Below are 17,558 nucleotides of genomic sequence, written 5' to 3'. Positions count from 1 at the left end.
GAAAATCCCCTCCGGGGAGGATGCACACTACGCACATAATGAAAATGGCCGCTAAAGCGACCGTGCTCCGGTGCGAGAGTCTGGCTTGCCAGACCCTTGATTCTTTTAATTTAGAAATTCAAGAAGGAGATAGTAAAATGACGAGAGAAAAGGCATATGAAATACTTACAAAATACATGAAGGGTGAAAAATATTTACAGCATTCTCTGGCGGTAGAGGCCATTATGAAAGGACTGGCGAAAAAACTGGCACCTTCGGACGTAGAACGCTGGGGTATCGTAGGACTTCTTCACGATTTGGATGAGGAACATTGTGAATGGCAGGAACATCCAGAGGTTCACGGACCTACATCTGTAGAAATATTGAAAAAAGAAGGGATTGATGACCAGGAATTGTTTCAGGCTATCTGTGCCCACAATCCTGCATCTGGCGTGAAAGCAAGAACAACACTGCAATATGCGGTGCTTGCGGCAGATCCTATGAGCGGATTTTTGAAAGCCATTGCCCAGATTTATCCAGATAAGAAAATTGCAAGCGTGAAGAAAAAATCTGTAAATAAAAGATTTGGAGAATTGCGTTTTGCATCGGGGGCAAACAGGGACTACATGGAGTCCATAGAATTCACGGGAATGTCCCTGGATGAGTTCATAGATATTGCACTGGAGGAAATGCGTGCGATATCAGATGAGCTGGGACTATAAGTTTGGGAGTGTGTTATAGTCCGGTCATACCCTCAATTGTGTTTTACATGGCGAAACTGTAACAAAATCGATAAAAACCCCTTGACTTTCCCATGAAAACGTAATAAACTGATTTAGCGTGCACAAAGATACGCTATTTTTAGTGCACAAATCAAGATAATCACAATTATCTGCAACCACCCTTCCGCACAGGCCGGAAGGAAACGAAAGAATCATAGGAGGTGAAAAAGAATGCCAACATTTAACCAGTTAGTTAGAAAAGGACGTCAGACTTCTGAAAGGAAATCAGGTTCACCGGCACTTCAGAAAGGATACAACTCTCTGCAGAAGCGTGCTACGAATGCATCCGCACCACAAAAAAGAGGTGTGTGTACAGCAGTTAAGACAGCTACACCGAAGAAGCCTAACTCAGCTCTGAGAAAGATTGCCAGAGTTCGCCTTTCCAACGGAATCGAAGTAACAAGCTACATCCCAGGTGAAGGCCACAACCTTCAGGAACATAGCGTTGTTCTGATTCGTGGAGGAAGAGTTAAGGACCTGCCAGGTACAAGATACCATATCGTCAGAGGTACACTTGATACAGCAGGTGTTGCTAAGAGAAGACAGGCTCGTTCTAAGTACGGCGCTAAGAGACCGAAAGACGCAAAATAAATCCAGAGCGCTTAATGAGTTTTTGTTAGCAAGTGTAACTAAATAGTTAAATCGTATCACAAACAGAGCTATGATTATCGTAGGTTGCGGATTAAGCAGAACCCGTTTATCCGGGGTTCTATATAAGAGTCTTGCGGCCACGAACACATGAAACGCGATTTCCATAGAGAGACACATGTGAGTACCGATGAATTAATCCCGGCAGAGACCGGAAGAAGTGATTAAGGAGGGAAGGACCGTGCCACGTAAAGGACATACTCAAAAGAGAGATGTATTAGCGGACCCAATATACAATAATAAGGTTGTTACCAAACTTATCAACAATATCATGTTGGACGGTAAGAAAGGTGTAGCACAGAGGATTGTATATAAAGCGTTTGAGAGAATTGAAGCAAAGTCAGATAAACCGGCAGTTGAAGTGTTTGAAGAAGCTATGAACAACATTATGCCGGTACTGGAAGTTAAGGCAAGGCGTATCGGTGGAGCAACTTACCAGGTGCCGATTGAGGTAAGAGCAGAAAGAAGACAGGCTCTTGCACTTCGTTGGCTCACACTGTTTTCTCGTAAAAGAGGCGAAAAGACAATGGAAGAAAGACTTGCGAATGAGCTTCTTGATGCATCCAACAACACTGGTGCATCAGTAAAGAAGAAAGAAGACATGCACAAGATGGCAGAAGCAAATAAAGCATTTGCTCACTACCGCTTTTAATTAGGAGGAAAAAATCTTGGCTGGAAGAGAATATCCATTAGAGAGAACCAGAAATATTGGTATTATGGCTCACATTGATGCCGGTAAGACGACATTGACAGAGCGTATCCTGTATTATACTGGTGTAAACTATAAGATTGGTGATACCCATGAAGGTACTGCTACTATGGACTGGATGGAGCAGGAACAGGAAAGAGGTATCACGATTACTTCAGCTGCTACAACATGTCACTGGACTTTGGAAGAGAAAACGAAACCAAAGGCCGGTGCCCTGGAACATCGTGTTAATATTATTGACACGCCGGGGCACGTTGACTTTACTGTAGAAGTTGAACGTTCACTCCGTGTACTGGACGGCGCCGTAGGCGTGTTCTGTGCTAAGGGTGGTGTTGAGCCGCAGTCAGAGAACGTATGGCGTCAGGCTGACACATATAATGTACCAAGAATGGCATTTATTAATAAGATGGACATTTTAGGTGCTGATTTTTACAACGCTGTTGAACAGATCAAAACAAGACTGGGTAAAAATGCAATTTGTCTTCAGCTGCCAATCGGCAAAGAAGAAGATTTCAAAGGAATTATTGACTTGATGGAAATGCAGGCCTACATCTACAATGATGAAAAAGGCGATGATATTTCTGTTACAGAGATTCCGGAAGATATGAAAGATGATGCAGAGCTTTATCGTACAGAATTAGTTGAGAAGATCTGTGAATTAGATGATGATCTGATGATGGAATATCTGGAAGGTGAGGAACCTTCTGTTGAGGCACTCAAAGCAGGGCTGAGAAAAGCTACCTGTGAATGTGCAGCTATTCCAGTATGCTGTGGTACAGCTTACAGAAATAAAGGCGTTCAGAAATTATTGGATGCAGTTATTGAATATATGCCGGCTCCTACCGACATCCCTCCAATTGACGGTGTGGATATGGAAGGAAATGAAGTGGTTAGACATTCTTCTGATGAAGAACCATTTTCAGCTTTGGCATTTAAGATTATGACAGACCCGTTCGTAGGTAAGCTTGCTTACTTCAGGGTATACTCAGGTTCCGTAAACTCAGGTTCCTACGTGCTGAATGCAACAAAAGGCAAGAAGGAACGTGTTGGACGTATCCTCCAGATGCATGCCAACAAGAGACAGGAGCTGGATAAGGTTTATTCAGGAGATATCGCTGCTGCTATTGGATTTAAGTTTACAACAACAGGTGATACAATCTGTGACGAGCGTCATCCGGTTATTCTGGAGTCGATGGAATTCCCAGAGCCAGTTATTGAGCTTGCTATCGAGCCTAAGACAAAGGCTTCTCAGGGCAAATTAGGAGAATCTCTTGCGAAACTTGCAGAAGAAGATCCTACATTCCGTGCACACACAGATAAAGAGACAGGACAGACAATTATCGCAGGTATGGGTGAGCTTCATCTGGAAATCATTGTAGACAGACTTCTGCGTGAATTTAAGGTAGAGGCTAACGTAGGTGCACCTCAGGTTGCTTACAAAGAGTCCTTCACAAAACCTGTTGATGTAGATAGTAAATATGCAAAACAGTCAGGTGGACGTGGACAGTACGGACACTGTAAGGTTAAATTTGAGCCAATGGATGTCAATGGCGAAGAGATTTACAAGTTTGATTCTGCCGTAGTCGGCGGTTCTATTCCTAAGGAATATATTCCGGCAGTAGGCGCAGGTATCGAGGAAGCTATGAAAGCCGGTGTTCTCGGCGGATTCCCGGTAGTTGGTGTTCATGCAACCGTATATGACGGTTCCTATCATGAAGTCGACTCCAGTGAAATGGCATTCCATATTGCGGGATCTTTGGCATTCAAAGATGCAATGAAGAAATCCTCCCCGGTACTTCTTGAGCCAATCATGAAGGTAGAGGTGACAATGCCTGAGGAATATATGGGAGATATCATTGGTGATATCAACTCACGCCGTGGACGTATTGAAGGAATGGATGATTTAGGCGGCGGTAAGATTGTCCGTGCATTCGTGCCATTGTCTGAAATGTTCGGCTATTCTACAGATTTACGTTCCAGAACTCAGGGACGTGGTAACTACTCTATGTTCTTCGATAGTTATGAGCCAGTACCGAAGTCTGTACAGGAAAAAGTATTGTCCAACAAAAATGCCTAAATATCAGAAAAAGGCTTGAAAAACACAGGATTATGAAATATAATCAGAGATAGCCGAGTAAAAGCGAAAACCAAGAAAATGCCTGTAAATAGGCGATATATTAAGGAGGATTATTCAAAATGGCAAAAGCTAAATTTGAAAGAAACAAACCACATGCTAATATTGGTACTATTGGACACGTTGACCATGGTAAAACAACATTAACAGCTGCTATTACAAAGACACTTTCTGAGAGAGTATCAGGAAATGCAGCAGTTGATTTCGACAAAATTGATAAGGCTCCAGAGGAGAGAGAACGTGGAATCACGATTTCTACATCTCACGTAGAGTATGAGACAGACAAACGTCACTATGCACACGTTGACTGCCCAGGACATGCCGATTATGTAAAGAACATGATTACAGGTGCTGCTCAGATGGATGGTGCTATCCTCGTTGTAGCTGCTACTGATGGTGTTATGGCTCAGACAAAAGAGCACATCCTTCTGTCCCGTCAGGTAGGTGTACCTTACATCGTTGTATTCATGAACAAATGTGACATGGTAGACGATGAAGAACTTCTTGAATTAGTAGAAATGGAAATCCGTGAACTTCTGAGCGAATATGAATTCCCAGGAGATGACACTCCGGTTATCCAGGGATCAGCTCTGAAAGCTCTTGAAGATCCAACAGGAGCATGGGGAGACAAGATCATGGAACTTATGGATGCTGTTGACAGCTGGATTCCAGACCCAGAACGTGACACAGATAAGCCATTCCTTATGCCTGTAGAGGATGTATTCTCTATCACAGGACGTGGAACAGTTGCTACAGGTAGAGTAGAGCGTGGAACACTTCACGTAAATGATAAAATCGAAATCATTGGTATCAAAGAAGAGGTTATGGAAACAACTGTAACAGGTATCGAAATGTTCCGTAAACTCCTTGATGAAGCACAGGCTGGAGATAACATCGGAGCTCTGCTTCGTGGTGTTCAGAGAACTGAAATCGAAAGAGGTCAGGTTCTGATTAAACCAGGTACAGTAAAATGCCACAAGAAATTTACAGCTCAGGTTTACGTTCTGACAAAAGATGAAGGTGGACGTCATACACCATTCTTCAACAATTACAGACCACAGTTCTATTTCAGAACAACAGACGTAACAGGCGTTTGTGATCTGCCAGAAGGCGTTGAAATGTGTATGCCTGGAGATAACGTAGAAATGTCAATCGAACTGATTCACCCAATCGCTATGGAAGAGGGTCTTGGATTCGCTATCCGTGAAGGTGGACGTACAGTTGGATCAGGAAAAGTTGCTAAGATTATCGAGTAATCTTGATTCTGGTTGTGTAATATAAGTATATAGGCTGCAATCCTTTAGAAATAGAGGATTGCAGCTTTTTTTGTCCAGAAATAAAATAATATTAAAATAAAAGAATAGTAGCGAAAGAAAACGAAAGTGGACAAAATGGGAGTGCAATGTTAGAATATGAATAGAGCAAAGGACATATAAAGTGAAAACTAGATTCAGGAGGAGAATTAAGATGAAAATAGCAATCGGTTGTGACCCAAATGCACAGGAAGCAAAAGAAGAGCTGGTAAAGTTCATGGAAGAGAAAGGATATGGGGAAATTACTGATTTTGGAAGTGAAGACCCTATTTATGCAAACGTAGCGATTAAAGTTGCAGAGGCAGTTGCTGCGAAAGAGTATGACCGTGGAATTCTGATTTGTGGAACTGGTATTGGCGTATCTATTACTGCAAATAAGGTAAAGGGTGCGTATGCAGCGCTGATTTCTGATGTATATTCAGCAAAAAGGGCAAGACTCAGCAATGATGCAAATATTGCCTGCCTTGGTGCATTTACCGTTGGTAATAAGCTGAGAGAAGAGCTTGTCGATGCATTTTTGACAAATGAGTTTGAAGAAGGCTGTTCTTCCCAGCCTAAAGTAGATGCATTTATAAGTTATGATAATGCAAGATAAATAAGTAAGGAAGTGGAAGGGGTGTTGCAAAATAGATGAGCTGTCATCTATGAAGCGACGCTCCATTTTTGTATGCCGAATTTAGGAGGGGGCAAAGTATGCTGAAGGTACTGATTGCAGATGATGAAAAAAAGGTATGCCAGTTGATTGTTAATCTAGTGGAATGGGAGGCGCTTGGATTTGAAATTGTAGGCGTAGTCAATGATGGAATCTCTGCATATAAGTTCCTGCAGGAAAACACGGTAAATGTTATGGTTACCGATATCCGGATGCCTGGATATGACGGTTTGGAGCTGATACAGAAAGCGAAGGTGTTGTATCCGGATATGCATATTGTTATTATAAGCGGCTACAGTCAGTTTGATTATGCTCAGAATGCAATCCGATATGGGGTAGAGGATTACCTTCTGAAACCAATACGAAAAAAAGATTTGACGGCAACTTTACAGAAGATTTTAGATAAGTGCCAGGAAGAACTCAGGGATACTCAGAAATGGCAGGAGATGCGGCAGCGGTTGGAGGAGAATGAGGAAAAATTAAAGAGGAGCCTGGTGGAAGATTTATTGAAGAGGCCGGAAAAGTTTGGCGGTTTTTTTGTTATTGATAAAATTAATAAAGAATATCATTATAATTTTGAAGAAACATGTTATCAGACACTGATTGTAAAGATAATACCAGGGAAGCGAAAAGAAGATGCGGACATGCGGGCAATACTGCGGGGAAAAGGGATAGAAATTATTAATGATGCGTTGAAAAGCCTGTGTAATGAGGTGGTGACCTGCGTTATTGATGGTGATATATATGGTATCCTCAATGGGACAGATGAAGAGATGCACAAGGTTTACAGAAGACTGAAGAAGGTAAAATTGGATATTGTCAGACTTCAGGATGTATTCGAAGAGGTGCAGGTTTATATTGGTCTTGGGAAAATAAAAGACAGTATGCAGAAAATACTGGAAAGCTTTGAGGAAGCAAGGCAGGCTGTCCGGGGGAGATTCTATTATGGGGAAGATTTTCTTCTGCGGGATATTGGAAGCGAAGAATGCGGGGAAGAGGTTAAGAAGATTATAGACAATTCCTTTAAAAAGAGATTTTTAAGCTATATTGAAATTATAGACCAGGGCAGTATCGAGGATGAACTAAGAGATTTACAAATAAAACTATTAAAAAACCCATTGAAGGACGGGCGTCTTGTGGAAGAGGTGTATAAAGAAGTCCTGACACTGTTTTATTTTGGAACCCACAATTATAATATTGCCATACCAGGCCAATATCTGGAATTGCTGGCACAGTTTGAACTGTTTGGGACCATACCTGAGGTGATAAGCCATCTGAAGCAATATATTGTAAGCTCTCTGGTACATTGGATGGAGGAAAAGAAGTATGTGGAATCCAGACCTATTAGAATCGCAAAGCAGTACATTGGAGAGAACTATTATCAGGCATTGACACTTGAGATGGTCAGTAAGAATATTGGATTTAATCCAACTTATTTTTCAGTCATGTTTAAAAAGGAGACGGGAATGAATTTTTCCGATTATTTAAAGAAAATTCGTATTGATAATGCAAAAGGTATGCTTTTGGATACAGAACAGCAGGTAGAGGACATTTCTTATGCAGTAGGATATTCTGATACTAAATATTTTTCGAGATTATTTAAGAAACTGACAGGGGTAACACCTACGGAATTCCGCAAGCTATATAATTAGGAAGGGAAAGCAATGAAGAAAAAGGCACTTTCGGTCAGGGCAATTATTATTTTTATCTTGTTTATTTTAACGGGTATAATAAATATTGGAATATTAAGTGTAATATGCTCTGAGAAGGATATATCTGCCCGGTATATATATTGGCTGATTTGGGGAGAGGCAGTTGTATATTTCGCTGCTGCTTATCTTATTATACAGTATGTGGTAAAGCCTTACCGGGAGATGAAAAAGCTATATCAGCGATTTATTGACGGACAGGTTTATGAGGATCTGTTTGAAGCTGAATATGAACTTATGCCTGGATGGCATCAGGTTATGAAAAAGGTACGTCATTTACTGAACAAGCAGGATGCCATAAGAATGTCGAAAAAGCAGGCGGAATATTTGGCGCTGCAGAATCAGATAAATCCCCATTTTTTATATAATACCCTGGAAGCAATCCGTGGGGATGCAATTTGCGGCGGATTAAACAGTGTGGCGGAGACAACGGAGGCATTGTCCATTTTTTTCCGGTATTCCATTACAGGAGTGGATAAACTGGTTACCCTGGAAGAGGAGATTGATAATGTGGAAAATTATTTTACCATTCAACATTATCGGTTTGGAGAAAAAGTAAAGCTTCAGATTACATACCCCAGGGAAGAGGAAATTTTGCAGCTTAAACTTCCAAAACTTACAATTCAGCCTTTTGTAGAAAATGCGATTTATCATGGTATTGAGAAAAAGGTGCAGGGCGGAGTCATTCAGGTAGAGATTGATACTACGGATAACAAGCTTATGATTACCGTTTCAGACAATGGTATAGGGATGCCGGAAGAACAGGTGGAGCAGATTAATAATTACTTTGACAAGGTTGCAGTGAGTTATGTAGGAGAAGATAGGAAAAGAAAGGGCGGAATTGCAATGAAGAACGTCAATAGCCGTATCAAACTGCTGTTTGGAGAGGATTATGGGGTTCACGTATATAGTGTGGAGGGAATTGGTACGGATGTTAAAGTGATGCTGCCAAAGTTAAAACGAGGGGAATATGAAGAAAGAACTGCTGAGAATTGAAAATCTTAAAAAAGGGACGCTGCTCAAGGGTGTAGAGCTTCAGGTGTTTGAGGGAGAAATTATTCATTGTGTATTTGACAATATCCAGGCAAAAAATTTGTTTTTTGAGATTGTGACGGGCGCCATGGGAGCAGATTATGGGCGGGTATATTATGAGGAGCAAAAAGTTTTGGAAAAGGACATATTCCGGGTACTGAAAAGCTCCATAGAAGTCATTTCCATGGATAGCAGGCTAATTGATTCCGTTACAATTGAAGAAAATCTCTTTTTAATCCGCCCTCAGGTAAAAGGACAGTGGGTAAGGCAAAGTAATTATAGAAAAGAAACACTCCGGCTTTTTGAGGAATTTGAGATATTTATAGATATGGAGAGGCCTGTCAGCCGTCTTACTATATTTGAGAAAGTGCAAATAGAGATTTTAAAGGCATATCTGTTGGATAAGAAAGTAATTATGCTGACTGCACTCAGTAACTGTCTGAGTGACCAGGAAATAAAAAGTTTGTGGAAGCTGCTTGAAAAACTGCGGAGAAAAGGGGTTTCATTTGTGGTGGTAGAGCCTCTGGAGGATATTAATTTTTTCTATACGGATACCGTAGTGATAATAAGGCATGGCAGAACATGTATGATAAAAGATGTGGACAACTGTGATTACACAATGCTGCATACGATCTTGTACCGGAATGAAATGGAAAAGGGAATAGAGGACTGGAAGATAAAACAGGAACAGAACCATGGCGGAGAAGTGAAAATAGAGAATGCCTCTACGGCTTATCTAAAAAATGTATCTTTTACTGTGGGCAAGGGGGAAATTGTGAAGCTCTTTTGTATTGACGAACGCAGCTATGAAGAGATGATTGTCTTTATGAAGGGGGAAACCGAGATCTTTGGCGGCCGGCTTTGGACCGGCGGTATCGGGCGGGAAATGAAAAAAACCATGGGAGGACTAAAGGATAGGATTGGAGTCGTGGAAGGAAATCCGAGGACGGCATCTTTGTTCTCCGAGCTTACGGCTATGGATAATCTTCAGATGTTATTGTCACATAAGGTTTCGGGAATGTGGATGATAGCCAAGTATAAGAAAAGCGTGAGAAGACTTTTGGGGGATATTATTCCGGATGATGTATATGGGAGGAAAATAAAAGAACTGTCTCCTTCTGATATTCAAAAGATTGTATACTGCAGGTGGCTCATCTATTCTCCTTATCTGCTTGTTTGTATCCAGCCCTTTGCTGAAGGGGATATCCAGGCCAGGGAAACGGTAAGGCAAATGTTGTATACCCTTGAAAGCAGGAAGATTCCGGTGTTGATTATTACAGCTAATACGGCAGAGTTTAATTATTGCCAGGGCCGGGAGCTGTACATGCGGCATGGCAGGATGATTTCTAAGAAGGAAGCGTATGAATTTATATATTCAAAAATATAGAAAGTGGAAAGCTGTAATACGGAAGGTGTTACAGCTCATTTTTTATGTAATTTGGAAACTGTATTTCCTGTTACATAAAAACCCGACTGGGGATTGCACTGCGGCGTAAACGGTAAGTGTCGCTATGCGACAGCTGCAGGCGCAGGAGTTTGCAAAGCAAACTCTTTATTCTGCAATAAAAATAGGCTTAAACGTGGAGATCGGAAAAGTAAGTTATATAAATGTACCATATTGAACGTTAGTAGTTCAATAAGTATACAATATAGATAAAAAATTAACAAAGTAAAAAATATAATTATGCAAAACATCTAATATCAAAAGATTGACCCCCCTGTTGTAAAGATAATAAGTATGAGTAAGTGAAGCAATATGATAGTATTCAGTCATCGGGAGAAAACTGCGGATGGTGATTAAATGTATGGGAGGAAAAAGTATATGGGAAATGATGACAAGGCAAGAGAAGAGCCTGTGCTTGAGGCCAGGAATATCACAAAGCGTTTTCCGGGGGTTTTAGCTTTATCCAATGTCAATTTCAGACTGGTGAAGGGAAAGGTTCATGCATTGATGGGCGAAAACGGCGCCGGAAAATCAACCTTGATGAAGATTATAGCAGGTATTTACCAGGCCGACGAGGGGGAACTCTATCTGCATGGGAAAAAAGTATCGCTTCAGACACCAAAACAGGCGCTGAATCACGGAATTTCTATGATTCATCAGGAGTTAAGTCCGATTTTGGATATGACGATTGCGGAAAACTTGTTTTTGGGAAAAGAGTTCTGTAGAGGAAAATTTGTTGATTATAAACGAATGAATCAGGAAGCTTCTGCCTTGCTGGAAAAAGTGGGAGTGAAGCTTCACCCTTCCATGCGGATGAAAGAACTCACTGTTTCCCAGATGCAGATGGTGGAAATCGCCAAGGCATTGTCCTATGAAGCAGAGATTATCATTATGGATGAGCCCTCTGCTACGATTACGGAGCGGGAGATATCGAATTTGTTCCGGATTATTAAAAGCCTGAAGGAAGAGGGTAAGTGTATTGTATATATCACACATAAAATGGATGAGGTATTTCGTATTGCGGATGAAATTACTGTTTTCAGGGATGGAGAATATATCGGTACTTATGATTCGGATAAGATTGATGAAAATCAGCTTGTTGTAAAGATGGTAGACCGGGAGCTTACTAAGATATATCCGGAACGCTCAAACCAAATCGGAGATGTGGTGCTGAAAGTGGAAAATCTCAGTCAGTCAGGTGTGTTTGAGGAAATTTCCTTTGAGTTAAGAAAGGGTGAAATACTTGGATTCTCCGGTTTAATGGGTTCGGGCCGGACAGAGGTGATGAATGCACTGTTTGGAATTACCCAGCCTACCTCGGGTTCGATTTACATAAATGGAGAGGAATTGGGAAAACCAAAACCGGGAAAAGCAATCTCAAAGGGAATTGGGTATGTAACGGAAGACCGGAAAGGAAATGGCCTTGTGCTGGAAATGAGTGTTTACGACAATACCATTTTGCCGTCCCTTGATAAGCTGTCTAATAAGATAGGAGTGGTGAACCGTAAACAGTCCATGAAGGTTGCAGAAGAGTATAAAGAAAAACTCAATATTAAAACACCAAGTATGCAGCAAATGGTAAAACAGCTCAGCGGAGGAAACCAGCAGAAAATTGTACTGGCCAAATGGCTGATTCAGAACCCGGATGTACTCATTTTTGATGAGCCTACAAGAGGCATTGACGTAGGAGCCAAGACGGAAATATATAAGCTGGTTGCAAAGCTGGCAGAAGAAGGAAAAGCAATCATATTTATTTCTTCGGAAATGCCTGAAATACTCGGGATGTCGGACCGGATTATTGTTTTTTATGAGGGCAGGAAGCAGGGGGAATTGATAAGGAAAGAAGCAACGCAGGAGAGAATCATGATGTATGCTTCAGATGTAAATGAAGGAGGAGCACAGTAATGAAGGAGAAAATGAAAGGATTTGACAGGAAGTGGATTCAGACATACATGCTTATTTTTATTGTCATAGGACTGGGAATTATACTATCGTTTATTTCCAGCAACTTTTTGACAACGACGAACCTGCTGAATGTACTGCGCCAGATATCCATTAACGGGATTTTGGCCATTGGAATGACCATAGTCTGTCTTACGGGAGGGATTGATTTGTCGGTAGGTTCCATTGTGGCATTTTCGGGGATTATTGCAGCAGGGTTTTTGCGGGATAAGGATTATCCAATTATACTGGTCCTCTTAATCGCTATCCTGGCCGGAGGGCTTCTGGGGCTTTATAATGGGTATTTCGTAGCTTACCGGAATGCGGCGCCGTTTGTGGTAACTCTGTCCATGATGACAATTGCACGAGGTATGACCTATGTATATAGTAATGGGCGTCCCATTTCCAATCTGCCTACCAACTTCCTTGCGATTGGAAAGGGAAGTATTGCAGGTATACCGGTACCGACAATCATCTTGATTCTTGTGTTTGTATTAGCCAGTGTCATGCTGACGAAATTAAAGTTTGGACGTTATGTGTATGCAGTCGGCGGAAATGAAAATGCAGCTATGGTATCGGGTATTAATGTGAAGTGGATTAAGATGATGGTATATGTCTTAAGCGGGATTGCATGCGGGATTGCAGCAATCATTCTGACAGCCCGTGTATCGGCAGGGCTGCCAACCGCAGGGGAAAGCTATGAGCTGGATGCGATTGCGGCAACGGTAATAGGGGGAACCAGTCTTTCGGGAGGCCGCGGAAGACTCTGGGGAACAATTGTAGGCGCTATTTTGTTAGGAATTGTAAACAACGGGCTGGATTTGCTGAATGTATCTTCATTCTACCAGCAGATTGTAAAGGGATTGATTATTCTCGGGGCGATATTAATCGATTCTAAACGTAATGAATAATTTTAGGAGGGAAATAGGTTATGAAAAAAAGAATATTAGCGGTTTTACTTGTTGCAGGTATGGTAGCCGGTATGCTGTTGGGATGCAGCACCGGAACGGAGGAGAAATCCAGCGGGGAAGAGAAACAGGAAACCTCATCTGAGAAAGATGGGGGGTACACTATCGGATGTACAGTATATTATATGACAGAGTTTGTGACTCTGATGGTGGAAGGTATGGAGCAGAGAGCGGATAAACTTGGATGTGATCTTGTTATGCTGGACGCACAGCAGGATGCCCAGAACCAGATTACACAGGTTGAGAACCTGATTGCGCAGAAGGTTGATGTGATTATTGTAGCTGCAGTAGATTCTGACGCAATTCTTCCTGCAATGGAGATGTGTGAGGATGCAGGTATTCCGCTGGTTGGTGTAAATATGCTTTTCAATACGGAAGAACCTTATCATTATGTGGGGCCTGATGATGTGCTGGCAGGGGAACTGGAGATGCAGAATGCCATTGATGCCATCGGCGGAGAAGGCAACATTGTAATTCTGGAAGGACCAATCGGACAATCTGCACAAATCCAGCGTCTGGAAGGAAATCAAAATGTGCTTGATAAATACAAGGGTAAGATTGAGGTTCTGGCAGACCAGACTGCAAACTGGAGCCGTGAAGAAGCCCTGACATTAGTGGAGAACTGGCTGGAGTCGTTTAGTGGTCAAATTGATGCAATCGTAGCTCATAATGATGAGATGGCACTGGGGGCAATCCAGGCATTGGAGGCAGCGGGACTTACAGATAAAATCGTAGTGACAGGCGTGGATGCAATTTTAGATGGCTGCAATGCAGTGAAAGACGGCACGCTTCTTGGAACTGTATATCAGGATGCCGAACTGGAAGGCAGTGAGGCAGTTCAAAAGGCTTATGATGTGCTGGAAGGAAAAGTAACAGAAAAAGAATTGTCTTATATTGATATGAAATGGATTACAAAAGACAATGTAGATGAATTGCTGACAACAGTCTATGCGAAGTAAAGTGATGTTTTTTTCTTAAAAACATTTGTAAAAAATATGCCCTGAGAAAAATTGTAAGTGGTTGGGAATTTCCCAGCCACTTAAAAAAATAAGCATTGTTAAAAAAGAGACAAAGAAAAGAGGTGCCCGATATGGAAGGGAAAATGAAAGTTGCAGTAATGACAGGTGCAAAAAAGATGGAATGGGTAGAAAGGAATATCCCGCAGCCGCAAAAAGGTGAACTTCTCATTAAACTGGAATATGTAGGAGTGTGTGGGTCGGATCTGCATTTTTATGAAGCGGGAAGATTGGGTAATTGGGTTCCGGACGGCCCCCTGGTACTTGGACATGAACCGGGAGGTATTGTGGAGGAAGTAGGAGAGGATGTGAAGGGATTCGAAAAGGGAGACAGAATTGCCATTGAGCCGGGCGTTCCCTGTGGCGTTTGCGAGATGTGTAAGAAAGGTTTCTATAACCTTTGCCCGGATATGTCATTTATGGCTATACCAAAAGAAAGAGATGGAGTATTTTCCGATTATTGTGTACATCCCGCAAATATGTGTTATAAGCTTCCTGAAAATGTGGATACAATGGAGGGGGCATTGATTGAACCTCTTTCTGTTGGCTTCCACGCTGCGAAAATTGCAGAGGCTGAAATTGGTCAGAGTGCGGTAGTGCTGGGCTGCGGCTGTATCGGGCTGGTAACCATTATGGTGCTGAAGGCAAGGGGAATTCAGGAAATATATGCCGTTGATGTAATTGATAAGCGTTTAGAAAAGGCTAAAGAAGTGGGGGCAAAAGAGGCCTTTAATGCGAAGGAAATCAATATTGAAGAATTTGTAAAAACTCTCCCCGGCGGCGGAGTAGACTTGGTATTTGAAACAGCAGGGTCAGAATTCACTACACGTCAATCCGCGAAATTAATTAAAAATGGAGGCCGGGTTGTATTGGTTGGTATGTGCGCTGAGCCTGAGGTTGTGGTAGATATCGGAAGTCTGAGTGCCAAAGAGGGTGATTTAAAGACTATTTTCCGTTACCGGAATCTGTATCCGGCGGCGATTAAAGTAGTCAGCGAAGGGACTATTCCGTTGAAATCTATTGTATCACATGTGTTTGACTTTAAAGATGTGATAGAAGGTGTGGCTTATAATGTGGAGCATAAAGAGGATGTCATTAAGGCTGTAATAAAATATTAGACAGGGAAGGCAGTTATGAGAAAAATAATTAATCATGCGGACAATGTAGTAAGAGAGATGCTGGAGGGATATGTTGGTGCTTACAACAGATATTACCGGAAGCATCCAGATGTAAACGGTGTAATTTTAAAGCAGAGAAGGAAGGGAAAGGTTGCCCTGGTCATTGGCGGCGGGAGCGGACATGAGCCCATGTTTTCGGGCTTTGTGGGGAAAGGTCTTGCGGATGCGGCAGCTTGTGGGAATATCTTCGCCTCTCCTGACCCCAACACGGTGTATGAGACGGCGAAAGCCGTGGAGGAAGGCCAGGGAGTTCTTTTCGTATATGGATGTTATGCAGGGGATAACCTGAACTTTGATATGGGGGAAGAGATGCTCCAGGAAGAGGGAATACAGACCACCCACGTAAGGGTGTGGGATGATGTTGCCAGTGCGCCCAGGGACAGAATCGAGGACCGCCGGGGGATTGCAGGGGATGTTTTTGTAGTAAAGATTGCCGGAGCCGCCTGTGATGCAGGATTGAACCTTGCAGAGGTTACAAAATTAACAGAAAAGGCGCGGGACAATACAAAGACCATTGGTGTTGCCACCGCATCTGCCCAGCTTCCGGGAGTGGAGAAGCCGATCTTCGAGCTTGGGGAAAATGAGATTGAGTATGGAATGGGCCTGCATGGAGAGCGGGGGGTGCTGCGGACCCACTGGCAGAGTGCTGATGTGCTGGCAGAAAAAATGTATGGTGAAATTAAGAAGGATACAGACCTGAAAGCAGGAGATGAGGTGTGTGTACTGATCAATGGGTTAGGCTCTACTACGATTACGGAACTTGCAATTGTTTACCGTAAGGTCGGCGAACTACTGGAGCGGGATGGAATAAAGGTTTATGATGCAGACTTGAACAATTACTGCACAAGCCAGGAGATGGGCGGCTTTTCTATTACCTTATTCCAGTTGGATGAAGAACTGAAACAATACTATGATATGCCCTGCTTTAGCCCCTATTATGCCAAAGGTGAACTGATGGAAAGTTCCCGTGAGGAATTAGAATGTTGTGAGAAGGAACTGGTTTCTGCCGGTACTCAAGCTGAGGGGCGGGAGGAGGAAACTGTGGGAGAACCTCAAGTATCCCGAAAGGCTGGGGGAGCCCTGACAGAGCTGAGCGCAGAGGATGTCAAGGGTATGCTCCTGTACATAGCAGACAAAATCAGGGCAAAAAAACCGTATCTGACTGAGATAGACAGCGCCATTGGCGATGGGGACCACGGCATTGGAATGGCAGGGGGGATGAAAAAAATAAAAGAAAAGCTGTGGCAAATGGAAGGAGAGCAAAACGCCTATGCAGTGTTCGAGGCAGCGGGAAAAGCCATGCTCATGTCCATGGGAGGGGCATCTGGTGTGATCTTCGGGAGCCTTTATCTGGCGGGGGCAAAGGAGATGGATGCAAAGGCCTTCCTGACTGCAGAAGATCTGGCAAAGATGGAGCGCAAAAGCCTGTCTGCAATCAAAGAGAGGGGGAAGGCGGAAGTCGGAGACAAGACCATGGTAGATGCGCTGGAGCCTGCAGTTGTTGCTATGGAGAAGAATTATGAAAAAGGGCTGCTTGAAATGTTGAAAGCTGCCGAGGAAGCAGCAAGGCAGGGTGTGGAAGAGACAAAGAAATACACCGCAAAGTTTGGGCGCGCGAAATCCCTGATGGAAAGGGCTGTTGGTTACCAAGATGCGGGGGCGACTTCCGTATGGCTGATTTTTCAGGGAATGAGGGAATATATAGAAGGATAGAAAGATATCGTGCGGGTTTGTCAAGTAAAATGTGTAAATTTTGATTTTTTATAATACCGGTGTTCATGCACCGGTATTTTCATGAGTTCAGCCTTGCTTTCTCCCCGTCAACGGGGGCGGCCCATTTTAGGGTACCACAATCAGACCATCCGTATATGATGGTGGTTGTTAGATTCTTAGACTCTTTCATATTTTCGAATTCTTGGCTGGATTTTCGGATCTACATCCAACTGGTTTCTCACCAGTGCCCAGCTATGTACATGACCTCCTTCCCATTTCTTATATAGCTCTGTTATTCGCAGATACAGCAGTTTTAGCAATGCGTTCTCGTTCGGAAATG

General features: G+C 42.7%; 14 protein-coding genes and 1 pseudogene. 14 read left to right on the top strand and 1 reads right to left on the bottom strand.

All coding sequences use genetic code 11. From position 1 onward, the window contains the following. Nucleotides 1-137 precede the first annotated feature (137 nt). The 14 genes from A8805_RS15140 (at nt 138) to dhaL (ending at nt 17,218) form a co-directional block, all read left to right on the top strand. Entirely contained in the window at nt 138-701 is a 564-nt protein-coding gene (locus A8805_RS15140) for an HD domain-containing protein (RefSeq protein WP_109712836.1), read from the top strand. A 231-nt stretch (nt 702-932) separates the two neighbouring features. Further along, a complete protein-coding gene (rpsL, locus tag A8805_RS15135; protein WP_109712640.1) occupies nt 933-1,352 on the top strand; it encodes a 30S ribosomal protein S12 in 420 nt (139 codons plus the stop codon). Nucleotides 1,353-1,590: 238 nt separating this feature from the next. Beyond that, the gene (gene rpsG / locus A8805_RS15130; RefSeq protein ID WP_181392866.1) at nt 1,591-2,061 is read left to right on the top strand and encodes a 30S ribosomal protein S7; all 471 of its coding nucleotides are present in this window, start codon (nt 1,591-1,593) and stop codon (nt 2,059-2,061) included. A gap of 16 nt (nt 2,062-2,077) precedes the next feature. Beyond that, nucleotides 2,078-4,195, top strand: a complete 2,118-nt coding sequence (fusA, locus tag A8805_RS15125; RefSeq protein ID WP_109712636.1) for an elongation factor G — start codon at nt 2,078-2,080, stop codon at nt 4,193-4,195. 119 nt (nt 4,196-4,314) lie between these two features. Next, complete coding sequence (gene tuf / locus A8805_RS15120) at nt 4,315-5,508, top strand: elongation factor Tu (protein ID WP_109712634.1); 1,194 nt, start codon at nt 4,315-4,317, stop codon at nt 5,506-5,508. 211 nt (nt 5,509-5,719) lie between these two features. Next, a complete protein-coding gene (locus A8805_RS15115; protein ID WP_109712632.1) occupies nt 5,720-6,160 on the top strand; it encodes an RpiB/LacA/LacB family sugar-phosphate isomerase in 441 nt (146 codons plus the stop codon). 98 nt (nt 6,161-6,258) lie between these two features. Beyond that, nucleotides 6,259-7,869 (top strand): response regulator, encoded by a 1,611-nt coding sequence (locus A8805_RS15110; protein ID WP_109712630.1) that lies wholly within the window; start codon nt 6,259-6,261, stop codon nt 7,867-7,869. 12 nt (nt 7,870-7,881) lie between these two features. After that, a complete protein-coding gene (locus tag A8805_RS15105; protein WP_109712628.1) occupies nt 7,882-8,922 on the top strand; it encodes a sensor histidine kinase in 1,041 nt (346 codons plus the stop codon). Continuing rightward, entirely contained in the window at nt 8,897-10,345 is a 1,449-nt protein-coding gene (locus tag A8805_RS15100; RefSeq protein WP_109712626.1) for a sugar ABC transporter ATP-binding protein, read from the top strand. Before A8805_RS15105 ends, A8805_RS15100 begins: the two co-directional genes overlap by 26 nt. Before the next feature lie 435 nt (nt 10,346-10,780). Then, nucleotides 10,781-12,307, top strand: coding sequence for a sugar ABC transporter ATP-binding protein (locus A8805_RS15095; RefSeq protein WP_109712624.1), 1,527 nt, complete (start codon nt 10,781-10,783; stop codon nt 12,305-12,307). Continuing rightward, a complete protein-coding gene (locus tag A8805_RS15090; RefSeq protein ID WP_181392865.1) occupies nt 12,307-13,254 on the top strand; it encodes an ABC transporter permease in 948 nt (315 codons plus the stop codon). The genes A8805_RS15095 and A8805_RS15090 overlap by 1 nt, the downstream gene beginning before the upstream one ends. A 20-nt stretch (nt 13,255-13,274) precedes the next feature. Next, entirely contained in the window at nt 13,275-14,270 is a 996-nt protein-coding gene (locus A8805_RS15085; RefSeq protein WP_109712622.1) for a substrate-binding domain-containing protein, read from the top strand. Nucleotides 14,271-14,401: 131 nt separating this feature from the next. Beyond that, nucleotides 14,402-15,445: an NAD(P)-dependent alcohol dehydrogenase gene (locus A8805_RS15080; RefSeq protein WP_109712620.1), complete on the top strand. Its 1,044-nt coding sequence runs from the start codon at nt 14,402-14,404 to the stop codon at nt 15,443-15,445. Between the two features lie 15 nt (nt 15,446-15,460). Next, a complete protein-coding gene (gene dhaL / locus A8805_RS15075; RefSeq protein ID WP_109712618.1) occupies nt 15,461-17,218 on the top strand; it encodes a dihydroxyacetone kinase subunit DhaL in 1,758 nt (585 codons plus the stop codon). A gap of 176 nt (nt 17,219-17,394) precedes the next feature. Here the strand turns inward: dhaL and A8805_RS23150 are convergent. Beyond that, nucleotides 17,395-17,558 (bottom strand): annotated as a pseudogene (locus A8805_RS23150) (IS256 family transposase); the annotation flags it as partial.

The sequence above is a fragment of the Faecalicatena contorta genome (assembly GCF_003149105.1).
Classification (GTDB): domain Bacteria; phylum Bacillota; class Clostridia; order Lachnospirales; family Lachnospiraceae; genus Muricomes; species Muricomes contortus_C.
The sequence above is the reverse complement of the archived record's forward strand: the minus strand, read 5'-3'. Positions and strand labels throughout refer to the sequence as shown.